This is a genomic window from Enterobacter cloacae complex sp. IR5418, assembly GCF_049238105.1.
GTDB classification, from domain to species: domain Bacteria; phylum Pseudomonadota; class Gammaproteobacteria; order Enterobacterales; family Enterobacteriaceae; genus Enterobacter; species Enterobacter hormaechei.
Window position 1 is genome coordinate 325,782 of sequence record NZ_JBMKHS010000002.1, and the last position, 11,289, is coordinate 337,070.

The 11,289-nt window shown below is 53.7% G+C and carries 11 protein-coding genes; 4 read left to right on the plus strand and 7 right to left on the minus strand.

Going from position 1 to position 11,289, the window contains the following annotated elements:
* Positions 1-153 precede the first annotated feature (153 nt).
* Both chiP and chiQ read left to right on the plus strand, forming a co-directional pair.
* Positions 154-1,569: a chitoporin ChiP gene (gene chiP, locus ACOTX7_RS03235; RefSeq protein ID WP_221813066.1), complete on the plus strand. Its 1,416-nt coding sequence runs from the start codon at positions 154-156 to the stop codon at positions 1,567-1,569.
* A gap of 47 nt (positions 1,570-1,616) precedes the next feature.
* Positions 1,617-1,943, plus strand: a complete 327-nt coding sequence (gene chiQ / locus ACOTX7_RS03240) for a ChiQ/YbfN family lipoprotein (protein ID WP_032673754.1) — start codon at positions 1,617-1,619, stop codon at positions 1,941-1,943.
* A 103-nt stretch (positions 1,944-2,046) separates the two neighbouring features.
* On the opposite strand, the gene fur is transcribed toward chiQ, so the two are convergent.
* From fur to ybfF, 4 genes are all read right to left on the minus strand, one after another.
* The gene (fur, locus tag ACOTX7_RS03245) at positions 2,047-2,493 is read right to left on the minus strand and encodes a ferric iron uptake transcriptional regulator (RefSeq protein WP_003858655.1); all 447 of its coding nucleotides are present in this window, start codon (positions 2,491-2,493) and stop codon (positions 2,047-2,049) included.
* A 290-nt stretch (positions 2,494-2,783) separates the two neighbouring features.
* Positions 2,784-3,314 (minus strand): flavodoxin FldA, encoded by a 531-nt coding sequence (fldA, locus tag ACOTX7_RS03250; RefSeq protein WP_003858653.1) that lies wholly within the window; start codon positions 3,312-3,314, stop codon positions 2,784-2,786.
* Positions 3,315-3,469: 155 nt separating this feature from the next.
* Positions 3,470-3,757 (minus strand): LexA regulated protein, encoded by a 288-nt coding sequence (gene ybfE, locus ACOTX7_RS03255; RefSeq protein WP_003858652.1) that lies wholly within the window; start codon positions 3,755-3,757, stop codon positions 3,470-3,472.
* 128 nt (positions 3,758-3,885) lie between these two features.
* Complete coding sequence (ybfF, locus tag ACOTX7_RS03260) at positions 3,886-4,659, minus strand: esterase (protein WP_221257082.1); 774 nt, start codon at positions 4,657-4,659, stop codon at positions 3,886-3,888.
* A 183-nt stretch (positions 4,660-4,842) separates the two neighbouring features.
* On the opposite strand from ybfF, the gene seqA reads away from it, so the two are divergent.
* Positions 4,843-5,388 (plus strand): replication initiation negative regulator SeqA, encoded by a 546-nt coding sequence (seqA, locus tag ACOTX7_RS03265; RefSeq protein ID WP_205921241.1) that lies wholly within the window; start codon positions 4,843-4,845, stop codon positions 5,386-5,388.
* A gap of 24 nt (positions 5,389-5,412) precedes the next feature.
* The gene (pgm, locus tag ACOTX7_RS03270; protein ID WP_003858649.1) at positions 5,413-7,053 is read left to right on the plus strand and encodes a phosphoglucomutase (alpha-D-glucose-1,6-bisphosphate-dependent); all 1,641 of its coding nucleotides are present in this window, start codon (positions 5,413-5,415) and stop codon (positions 7,051-7,053) included.
* Positions 7,054-7,197: 144 nt separating this feature from the next.
* On the opposite strand, the gene potE is transcribed toward pgm, so the two are convergent.
* The 3 genes from potE to speFL all read right to left on the minus strand — a co-directional run bounded on the left by potE (position 7,198) and on the right by speFL (position 11,066).
* Entirely contained in the window at positions 7,198-8,511 is a 1,314-nt protein-coding gene (potE, locus tag ACOTX7_RS03275) for a putrescine-ornithine antiporter (protein ID WP_221257083.1), read from the minus strand.
* Complete coding sequence (speF, locus tag ACOTX7_RS03280; RefSeq protein ID WP_221257084.1) at positions 8,508-10,706, minus strand: ornithine decarboxylase SpeF; 2,199 nt, start codon at positions 10,704-10,706, stop codon at positions 8,508-8,510. Before speF ends, potE begins: the two co-directional genes overlap by 4 nt.
* A gap of 255 nt (positions 10,707-10,961) precedes the next feature.
* A complete protein-coding gene (gene speFL / locus ACOTX7_RS03285) occupies positions 10,962-11,066 on the minus strand; it encodes a leader peptide SpeFL (RefSeq protein WP_003858645.1) in 105 nt (34 codons plus the stop codon).
* Positions 11,067-11,289 lie beyond the last annotated feature (223 nt).

Here is an 11,289-nt window from a genome sequence, read left to right on the forward strand (position 1 = left end):
TTTTGCCCACGGAAAAGCATTGATAATTCGCGTCGCGAAAAATAACCTAAAGACGGTAGTTAATTCGAGGGTATTTCTGACTACCCCTGACCTTTTGGTCTTTTCTGTTTTTCGCCGTTTAAGGCGTTTTAATTCGTGAAAGAGGAATAATCTATGCGTACGTTCAGTGGCAAACGTAGTGCGCTGGCGCTGGCTATCGCCGGTGTGACAGCAATGTCGGGCCTGGTGGTTGCACCAGAGGCAAAAGCAGCAGGTTTCATTGAAGATTCTACCCTCACGGGCGGTGTTTATTACTGGCAGCGTGAGCGTGACCGTAAAGACGTTGCGGAAGATAAATACAAAACTAACCTTTCTCACTCCACCTGGAACGCCAACCTGGATTTCCAGTCAGGCTATGCCGCCGATATGTTTGGTCTGGATATTGCGGCATTCACGGCAATCGAAATGGCTGAAAACGGCGACAGCGGCCACCCGAACGAAATTGCGTTCTCCTCCAGCAATAAAGCCTATGACGAAGACTGGTCCGGTGATAAAAGCGGTATCAGCCTGTATAAAGCGGCTGCAAAATTCAAATACGGCCCGGTGTGGGCACGTGGGGGCTATATTCAGCCAACCGGTCAAACGCTGTTAGCGCCGCACTGGAGCTTTATGCCGGGTACCTACCAGGGCGCGGAAGCCGGGGCTAACTTTGACTACGGCGATGCGGGCGCGTTGAGCTTCTCCTATATGTGGACCAACGAGTACAAAGCACCGTGGCACATTGAGATGGACAAGTTCTACCAGGGCGATCGTAAAACCAAAGTGGATTATCTCCACTCTTTGGGTTTGAAATACGACTTTAAAAATGACTTTGTCCTGGAAGCAGCGTTTGGTCAGGCTGAAGGCTACATGGATCAGTACTTTGCTAAAGCATCGTATAAATTCGATATCGCTGGCAGCCCACTCTCTACCAGCTATCAGTTCTATGGCGCACGTGACAAAGCCGATGCGCAAAATAACTTAAGGACTAATGATGAGGTCGCGCTGGCCAACGACTTATATGACGGTACTGCCTGGCTGCAAGCCTTAACGTTTGGCTATAAGATCGGCCAGGTGGATCTGCGCCTTGAGGGTACATGGGTTAAGGCTGACGGTAATCAGGGCTTCTTCCTGCAACGCATGACGCCAACCTACGCTTCATCAAACGGACGTTTAGATATCTGGTGGGATAACCGTTCTGATTTCAACGCCAATGGTGAAAAGGCGGTGTTCTTCGGCGCGATGTACGACCTCAAAAACTGGAACCTTGCAGGATGGTCCGTTGGGGCGTCCTACGCTTACGGTTGGGATGCTAAACCAAGCAGCGCGCCGATCTACGATCAGAGCCAGCGCCTGAAAGAGTCTGCCTATAGCCTGGATGCTGCCTATGTCCTCCAGGATGGCCGTGCCAAGGGAACCATGTTCAAGCTGCATTTCACTCAGTATGACAACCACTCCGATCTGCCAAGCTACGGCGGGGGATATAACAACATCTTCCAGGATGAGCGTGACGTGAAATTCATGGTCATTGCGCCATTCACAATCTTCTGATGAACACGCTGGCGGGTGAAGTCCCGCCAGCATGGAGACTGCACATGATGAAAAAATGGGTAATCGTTGCGCTGCTGGCATCGGGGCTGGTGGCGTGTGCGCAGGATCAGGCGCAGAAAGAAGACTCCCGTCTGAAGGAGGCGTATAGCGCCTGCATCAATACAGCACAAGGATCGCCAGAGAAGATTGAAGCCTGCCAGAGCGTGCTGAATGTGCTGAAAAAAGAGAAAGCGCATGAGCAGTTTGCGACGCAGGAAAGCGTTCGCGTGATGGATTACCAGGCCTGTATTCAGGCGCGTAAAACCGGTAACGATCAGGAAGTGGCGAAGCGTTGCGATAAGATCTGGGACGAGATACGCAATAACAACAAATAAGTTATTTTCACGCCCGGTGGCGCTGCGCTACCGGGCTTTTTATTGCCCAAAAAAGGCAAAAAAAAAGCCAACCTTACGGCTGGCTCAGAGTATGTACACTCGCTTATTTTGCGTCGTGCGCATGTTCATTTTCACGGCAATCACCTTCAGCGCAGTGACCGTACAGGTACAGGCTGTGGTTGGTCAGGCGGATGCCATGACGGGCGGCGATTTCACGCTGGCGTGATTCAATGGAATCATCGCTGAATTCAATGACCTTGCCACAGTCGAGGCAGATCAGGTGATCGTGGTGGTGCTGCTGAGTCAGTTCGAACACGGATTTACCGCCTTCGAAATTATGACGAGTAACAATGCCCGCGTCATCAAACTGGTTCAGCACACGATAGACGGTTGCCAGCCCAATCTCTTCACCCATATCGATAAGACGCTTATAAAGGTCTTCCGCACTGACATGGTGATTGTCTGGCCCCTGAAGCACTTCAAGGATTTTTAACCGAGGAAGCGTTACTTTCAGGCCAGCTTTCTTTAATGCGGTATTGTTGTCAGTCATGCGGAATCTGTCCTGTTGCTAAACGATTCACTTCAAAAGAAGAAGTGACAGAAAATGCACTTGGGATAATGCGTCTCATTATAGAACTGCCATGGCTAAATGAAAACTGCAAGTCTCAAGCAAAGTATGCTTATAAAAACGTGGTATCACCAACAAACTTGTTCGATGGCACCCACTTTTTACCAGGGGGATATTGTACAGGTCTGGACAAAAAAGTTAAAAGTTTGTAGCAATTAATTTAATCGGTTTTACCTGGAAACGGGCGCAACCGGAGTTGCGCCGCAGGGAAATCAGGCGTTAAGGATATCGTCCAGGTTCAGCTCTTCACGAACCTGCTTAACCCATTTTTCAACACGCTCAGCGGTCAGCTCTGGCTGACGGTCTTCATCAATGGCCAGGCCAACGAAGTGATCGTCATCGGCCAGCCCTTTGGACGCTTCGAAGTGGTAACCGGCTGTTGGCCAGTGACCGACGATCGCCGCACCGCGTGGCTCAATGATGTCGCGAATGGTGCCCAGCGCATCACAGAAATACTCTGCATAGTCTTCCTGATCGCCACAACCGAACAGGGCAACCAGCTTGCCGTTGAAGTCTACTTCTTCCAGCGTTGGGAAGAAATCGTCCCAGTCACACTGTGCTTCACCGTAGTACCAGGTCGGGATGCCCAGCAGCAGGATGTCATAGCCCTCGAGATCTTCTTTGCTGCTCTTGGCGATGTCATGCACATCAGCAACGTCTTTACCGAGCTGTTTTTGAATGTTTTTTGCGATATTTTCAGTATTGCCGGTATCACTGCCAAAGAAAATGCCGATGATTGCCATGAGTAAAATAACCTCTTGAAACTTAATGGTATGGTGGCGCAAATTGTCCACGGATAAGGGCAATAATAGCAGAACAGGCAACCCTGCGGAAACAGCTATCACGCAGGACTGCACTCTGTGCTACATGAAAAAGGTAATATTGGGGATTTTCTGACTCACGCCTTGCCGCGTAACGTCTCAAGCTGGGCGATCAGCATCTCTTCGATCAGTTCGCTGCGGCTGATGTTGCGCGCGTCAGCTAACTCGTTAAGCGCATCGACGGCATCGGCATTCAGCTTCAGTTCGACACGCTTAAGTCCACGATTTTTATCGCGTTTAAGCTGGTTGCGTTTATTGATACGCAGCTGTTCATCGCGCGAAAGCGGATTCGTTTTCGGTCGTCCCGGTCGACGCTCATTCGCGAACAGATCTAGTGTCGTACGGTCCGTTTGTTCTTTGGCCATGATTCTGAGACTTCGGGGGAAACACGCCGCCCTGCTAATGCCCGGGCGATAAGCGCGCCATCATACATTACCCAAATCCACACGCCAACGACTGGAAGCCCGTCGGCTTCCGGTCGCTGGCTTTTTAATCAATTCGCAGTATCAGTAAGATAGCGGCGAATGGCGCGCAGGACGGCATCCGGTTTTTCCGCGTGTACCCAGTGCCCGGCACCGGCAATGGCGTGAGCACGGGCCTGCGGGAACTGTGCCAGCAGCGTGTCTCGGTACGCGTCAGTAACGTAAGGGGAGTTGCCGCCGCGAATAAAGAGGGTAGGGTGTGGCCAGGCGGGCACGGTTTCCCAACCCACAATATGCGAATACTGATCCCAGAGCACCGGGACGTTAAAGCGCCATTGTCCGTCAACAAACGATTTCAGCAGGAACTGCACCACGCCTTCTTCATCGAGATGTTCGCGCATAACGGTAGCCGCTTGCTGGCGTGTGGAGACGCCTGACGCCGTCACGGCGTTGATTGCAGCGAAAATCTCATCGTGACGACGAACGTCGTAATTGACGGGGGCCACGTCAATGACCACCAGCCCGGAGATCCGCTCAGGGGCCAGCGCAGTGAGCGCCATCACCGCTTTGCCGCCCATTGAATGCCCGATGAACGTCGCTTTCTGGATATCGTTCGCATCGAGGGTGTCACGCAGATCCTGCGCCATGGCGGCGTAGGTCATCTCCTCCGAGCGCCCGGAAAGTCCGTGATTGCGCATATCAACCTGGAGGATCTCGTGATCGGTCACTAAATCGCGCGCCAGCACGCCCAGGTTATCCAGGCTACCAAACAGGCCGTGAACCAGTACGATGGGAGAATTATTGTTCGGCGATTGTGCAGTTTGCGCTCGGGTATTCAATTTCATGGCAAAGTTCTTTTTTTAGGTTTGTCAGGTTAGGGTATCATGTTGACCATTCTGCCGCCCGGGGGCAAGGATCCAGTTTAATCCGACTTTTGCCGCCAACCTGGTTTGACGCTATCCGCTGTTGGGATTTGACCTTATAATCTCAACGACTTGTATTCAGATAAGATATCGCACTGGATTAAGATGAAAACAATCGAAGTTGATGACGAACTCTATCAGTATATTGCCAGCCAGACGCGGCATATTGGGGAGAGCGCGTCTGACATTTTACGGCGCATGCTTAAAATTTCCGCCGCCTCACAGCCCACTCCTGTCACTAAAGATGTCGTGTCTCAGCCGAGCGTTGTTGCACAAGTAAAACCTGCCGTCATGCCGGCAAAAGACAAAGTGCGCGCGATGCGCGAGCTGCTGCTGTCCGATGAATATGCAGAGCAGAAAAAGGCGGTTAACCGCTTTATGCTGGTGCTGTCTACACTTTACTCTCTGGATCACAAAGCATTTGCTGAAGCGACAGAGTCGCTGCACGGTCGCACGCGCGTTTACTTTGCAGGCGACGAGCAGACCCTGTTGCAAAATGGCAACCAAACCAAACCCAAACATGTTCCCGGTACGCCATACTGGGTGATCACCAACACCAATACGGGCCGCAAGTGCAGCATGATCGAACATATCATGCAATCCATGCAGTTCCCGGCGGAATTGATCGAAAAGGTTTGCGGTACAATTTAACCCTTGCATCAGAAGGACCAGGCAATGGCAAATCACAGCCGTGCAGGACAACCTGCACAACAACGCGATTTGATTAACGTCGCTCAACTGACCGCGCAGTACTACGTGCTGAAACCGGTCGTGGGCAACGCAGAACACGCAGTGAAGTTTGGTACATCTGGCCACCGCGGCAGCGCGGCGCGCCATAGCTTTAACGAACCGCACATTCTGGCCATTGCTCAGGCCATCGCGGAAGAGCGCGCCAAAAATGGCGTCACCGGTCCGTGCTATGTAGGGAAAGATACCCACGCCCTGTCTGAACCTGCTTTTATCTCCGTACTGGAAGTGCTGGCGGCGAACGGCGTAGACGTGATTGTTCAGGAGAACAACGGTTTCACGCCAACGCCTGCGGTGTCTAACGCTATTCTGGTACACAACAAAAAAGGTGGCGCGCAGGCTGACGGTATTGTCATCACCCCGTCCCACAATCCACCGGAAGATGGCGGCATCAAGTACAACCCACCTAACGGTGGTCCGGCAGATACCAACGTCACGAAAGTGGTGGAAGATCGTGCCAACGCGTTGCTGGCTAACGGTCTGAACGGCGTGAAGCGCATCTCGCTGGATGAAGCCATGGCCTCCGGTCATGTGAAAGAGCAGGACCTGGTGCAGCCGTTTGTGGAAGGGCTGGCGGATATCGTTGATATGGCCGCGATCCAGAAAGCTGGCCTGAAACTGGGCGTGGATCCACTGGGTGGCTCCGGTATCGAATACTGGAAACGCATTGCTGAGCACTACAAGCTCGATCTGACCATCGTGAACGATCACGTTGATCAGACGTTCCGCTTTATGCACCTGGATAAAGACGGCGCAATCCGTATGGACTGCTCCTCCGAATGCGCAATGGCTGGCCTGCTGGCGCTGCGCGACAAGTTCGACCTGGCGTTTGCCAACGACCCGGACTACGACCGCCACGGCATCGTCACCCCGGCAGGGCTGATGAACCCGAACCACTACCTGGCAGTGGCGATCAACTACCTGTTCCAGCACCGTCCGCAGTGGGGCAAAGAGGTGGCTGTAGGTAAAACGCTGGTTTCTTCCGCCATGATTGACCGCGTGGTCGATGCGCTGGGTCGCAAGCTGGTGGAAGTGCCGGTGGGCTTCAAATGGTTTGTTGACGGTCTGCACGACGGCAGCTTCGGCTTCGGCGGTGAAGAGAGCGCGGGGGCATCGTTCCTGCGCTTCGACGGTACCCCATGGTCAACCGACAAAGACGGCATCATCATGTGCCTGCTGGCGGCGGAAATTACCGCAGTTACGGGTAAGAACCCGCAGGAACATTATAACGAACTGGCGGAACGTTTCGGCGCGCCAAGCTATAACCGTATTCAGGCTGGCGCCACGTCTGCGCAAAAAGCTGCTCTGTCAAAACTCTCTCCGGAAATGGTCAGCGCCAGCACCCTGGCAGGTGACCCTATCACCGCGCGTCTGACGGCAGCACCGGGTAACGGCGCATCCATCGGCGGCCTGAAGGTGATGACCGAAAACGGCTGGTTCGCCGCGCGTCCATCCGGTACGGAAGATGCGTACAAAATCTATTGTGAAAGTTTCCTCGGCGCTGAGCACCGTCAGCAGATTGAGAAAGAAGCGGTAGAGATTGTCAGCGAAGTGCTCAAAAACGCATAAGTCGTGTTCTGGTGCGGGCTGATGCCCTCACCCCGGCCCTCTCTCACGAGGAGAGGGAGAAAACATTAAAAACGGCAACCTCAGGGTTGCCGTTTTGCATTGACTTCGTAGGCCCGGTAAGCGTTAGCGCCACCGGGCTTTTTTTTAGCTATGTTTGTTCTTCAATTCAAATCTCGGCGACACCAGACCGTACAGCGTCCAGCCCATAAACGTCACCATTGCTCCGTACAGCATCGCCTCCTGACCGGAGGAGTAGAGCGCGTAGAAGCTGTAAATCGCCCCAATCAACGCCACAATATTCGCCGCCCGCGCTTTGCGCGGATCCACCTTCGCCACCTTCTGAATGATCACCAGCGCCGCCATCGACAGAATGTACGGAATGATGTTCGTCACCACCGCCAGGTTGACCAGCACGTTGAACTGGCTGTTCAGCGACGGGCTGATGGTCATGAGCGACAAACCGCTCTGGAAAATCACAATCGCCAGCATACCCTGCACCGGCGCATCCGCTTTGGTGACGCGGGAGAAAATTTTCGGGAAGTAGCCTTCGTCAGCCGAAGATTTAAACACCTGCGCAATGGTGAACTGCCAGCCGAGCAGCGAGCCGCAGCAGGACATCACCATCAGTCCCATGATCACTTTCCCGACTTCCGGCGTAAACATCTGCGCAAACGCCAGCCCGAACGGGGCCGTGGAGTTAGCCAGATCCATATTGGGTACAATCCCCGCAATCACGTTGGTCGAGATGATGTAGATCACCGCCGCCCCCAGCGTTCCGCCGAGTACCGCGATCGGCACGTTTTTCTCCGGGTTTTCCACCACTTCCGCATTCGCACAGGCCGACTCCAGACCGAGGAAAGCCCACAGCGTCATGGCGATGGACGATCCCACGGCGGTGAAGAACGGCACGTGGTGAGGATTCCAGGAGTTGGCGTACAGCGTCGGGCTGAACCAGAACCAGCCGATGATGCACAGACCGACCACCGGGATGATCACGCCCCAGACGGTGATGCTGCTGAGTTGTCCGGTAATGCGCGCGCCGCCAAAGTTAGCGACGGTGCAGATCCACAGCACGCCGATGGTCGCCAGCCCAATCTGCACCGGCGTCAGCGTCGCGCCAAACAGCTCCGTGCCGTAACCGACGGCGGAAATGGCAATCGCCACGTTGGCGATCAGCAGCGACACGCCGTAGGTGTAGTTGGCCATAAAGTTACCGGACTTACCGAACGCATATTCGGCATAGCCCCCCATCCCGCCGGACTTGCGGCTGAACATGCCGCACTTGGCAAACGCCCACGCCAGCGCCATCGAACCCACGGCGGTAACAAGCCAGGAGATAATCGAAATCGTCCCTACTTCAGTGAGCTTGGTGGGCAGCATGATGATCCCGGAACCCATCATATTTACCATGGTGAGAATAGTGAGTTGCACCACGCCCATCTTGTTGGCCTTACTCATAATTTTTCTCCTTTCAGCAGCGATGGCTGAGCGGCAGGTTGTTTGATGACATAGCAGCGCACCTCTTTGCGACCGTCACACTCCTCGACGTAAACCCCCTGTAACTCTGGGGCAAAGCCCGGCAGCAGATTGATCCCCTCTTCCAGCGCGGCAAAATAGCGCAGCACGGAACCGCCCCAGACTTCCCCCGGCACCACGCACAGCACCCCCGGTGGGTAAGGCAGCGCACCTTCCGCGGCGATACGGCCTTCTGCATCGCGCAGGGACACCAGTTCAACCTCACCGCGCAGATAGGCATAGTTCGCCTCCTGCGGATCCATCATGACGCGCGGGAAGTGAGACTTGCGGAACATCTCTTTTTGCAACTGTTTCACGTTGTGGCGGGCGTAGAGATCGTGCATCTCCTGGCAGATCTGGCGCAGGGTATAATCCGCATAACGTTCCGGATGTTGCTTACAGAGAGAGGGCAGAACCTCTTTCAGCGGCACATCGCTCTGGAGCAGTTTTTCAAAGCGCACCAGTTGGGCGACGAGCTGCTGCAATTTACCCATGTCCTCCGCCGGGGTGAGCAGGAAAAGAATGGAGTTGAGGTCGCATTTTTCCGGCACGATGCCGTTTTCACGCAGGAAGTTGGCGAGGATGGTGGCGGGCACGCCGAAATCATCGTACTCACCGGTGCGGGCGTTGATGCCCGGCGTGGTCAGCAGCAGTTTGCACGGGTCGATAAAGTACTGGTGTTCGGCATATCCCTCAAAGGCGTGCCAGCGTTCGCCCGGCACGAAATGGAAGAAGCGCAGATCGGTGGCAATGTCCGCCGTATCCCAGCTTTCCCACGGACGACCATCCACCGTCTCCGGCACAAACGGGCGAATAAACTGACAGTTCTGAAGGATCATTTTACGCGCTTCGATACCCGTCACCACGCAGTCCATCCACATGTTGCGCCCACTTTGCCCCTCGTGCATGCGGGCGTTAATATCCAGGGCGGCAAACAGCGGATAAAACGGGCTGGTGGAGGCGTGCATCATAAAGGCGTTGTTGAGACGCTTATGCGGAACATAGCGCGACTGGCCTTTGATGTGGCTGTCCTTCTTATGGATTTGCGAGGTTTGCGAGAAACCCGCCTGCTGCTTATGCACCGACTGGGTAACCAGAATGCCCGGATCGTTTTCGTTCAGCTCCAGCAGCAGCGGCGAGCAGTCGGCCATCATCGGGATAAACTGCTCGTAACCCACCCAGGCGGAGTCAAACAGAATGTAATCGCACAGGTGACCAATCTTATCCACCACCTGACGGGCGTTATAGATGGTGCCGTCGTAGGTGCCCAGCTGGATCACCGCCAGGCGGAACGGACGTTCATCCCGCGCGCGGCCAGGCGCGACCTCTGACACCAGCTCCCGCAGGTAGCGCTCTTCAAAACAGTGTGCGTCAATCCCGCCGATAAACCCGTACGGGTTGCGCGCCGTTTCCAGATACACCGGCGTCGCTCCTGCCTGTAACAGCGCGCCGTGGTGATTAGATTTATGGTTATTGCGATCGAACAGCACCAGATCGCCTGGCGTGAGCAGGGCATTGAGCACCACCTTGTTAGAGGAGGAGGTGCCGTTCAGTACGAAGTAGGTTTTATCGGCATTAAAGACTTTTGCCGCATGCTGTTGGGCGATGCATGGCGCGCCTTCGTGGATCAGCAGATCGCCCATTGCCACGTCGGCATTGCACAGATCGGCGCGGAAAAGCGTTTCGCCAAAGAAATCGACAAACTGATTCCCGGCCGGATGGCGGCGGAAGAACTGGCCGCCCTGATGCCCGGGGCAGTCAAACGCGCTGTTCCCCTGCTGGACGTAATCGACCAGCGCGCGGAAGAACGGCGGACGGAGCTGAGTTTCGTACTTCTGCGCAGCCGCTTCAAGCTGGCGTCCGTAGTACGCATTGCTGGTGTCAGAGCACACAAAAACACCGTGAATACGCGACAGAAATTCAGCCGGAACCCTTTCTTCTTTATGCGTGGCAATAAACACCGGTATACCGAATCCCGTGGCTTCTATTTCTTCTATGGCGCCATTGAAAATATCGCTGACGGCCAGGACTACGGCTGCCACATCAATATAATCCGATGCGCTGATATCCACAATGTCGCGTGAAGTGGTAAAGCATTCAGGGCAGGCACGGCTGACGGCAATTTTTAACGTTTTCATCTTTTTCTCTTTATTTCAGGCAATATGAGGCCCTCGACTTCTTGCGATAAAGAAATCGATTATTTCCGGGAAAAAAAGCAAAGCGTGTCCGCTGATACGAAATCAGTTAATTGCTTTTTTGCTGAGTAGAATTCAGTCCGCCCGGTTGCGGAGAATCTGAATCACAAGGAATGAGCGCAGGTGTTCACAGGCAACAGCCTGTAAAATAGCGTATTTCAGGATGACCTGTAAGCAGATGCGCCAGAAGTCGAAGGACTACCGGGCGTTAAAGAGATGAAAGTCAAAACAGTTTCGGTGGGCAAACATCATGATATGTGTTGTCCGCCTTATATGGGGCATTAAACGATTATTGTTTTCCATGTTCAGTTTCCTTTCAGTAATTGAAAGCATGGTCATTTTATCCAGAGAAAAGGGATTAACTGTGAAACTGATCACCAATAACCGATCATTTCAGAAATAATTAGTCGTTTTGAGTGAATAACGCAGATCAAAATGCTGTTTTGTTGGTTTCGTGTTAAATCGATGTGACTTTGTTGAATAAATCGAACTTTTGCTGAGTTGAAGGATCAGATCACGCATCTTC

What these genes read in the sequence shown, in the direction of transcription:
- speF (WP_221257084.1), bottom strand. Translation starts at nt 10,706, where the DNA reads ATGAAAACGTTAAAAATTGCCGTCAGCCGTGCCTGCCCTGAATGCTTT.
- ybfE (WP_003858652.1), bottom strand. Translation starts at nt 3,757, where the DNA reads ATGGCCAAAGAACAAACGGACCGTACGACACTAGATCTGTTCGCGAAT.
- chiQ (WP_032673754.1), top strand. Translation starts at nt 1,617, where the DNA reads ATGAAAAAATGGGTAATCGTTGCGCTGCTGGCATCGGGGCTGGTGGCG.
- pgm (WP_003858649.1), top strand. Translation starts at nt 5,413, where the DNA reads ATGGCAAATCACAGCCGTGCAGGACAACCTGCACAACAACGCGATTTG.
- fur (WP_003858655.1), bottom strand. Translation starts at nt 2,493, where the DNA reads ATGACTGACAACAATACCGCATTAAAGAAAGCTGGCCTGAAAGTAACG.
- ybfF (WP_221257082.1), bottom strand. Translation starts at nt 4,659, where the DNA reads ATGAAATTGAATACCCGAGCGCAAACTGCACAATCGCCGAACAATAAT.
- chiP (WP_221813066.1), top strand. Translation starts at nt 154, where the DNA reads ATGCGTACGTTCAGTGGCAAACGTAGTGCGCTGGCGCTGGCTATCGCC.
- fldA (WP_003858653.1), bottom strand. Translation starts at nt 3,314, where the DNA reads ATGGCAATCATCGGCATTTTCTTTGGCAGTGATACCGGCAATACTGAA.
- speFL (WP_003858645.1), bottom strand. Translation starts at nt 11,066, where the DNA reads ATGGAAAACAATAATCGTTTAATGCCCCATATAAGGCGGACAACACAT.
- seqA (WP_205921241.1), top strand. Translation starts at nt 4,843, where the DNA reads ATGAAAACAATCGAAGTTGATGACGAACTCTATCAGTATATTGCCAGC.
- potE (WP_221257083.1), bottom strand. Translation starts at nt 8,511, where the DNA reads ATGAGTAAGGCCAACAAGATGGGCGTGGTGCAACTCACTATTCTCACC.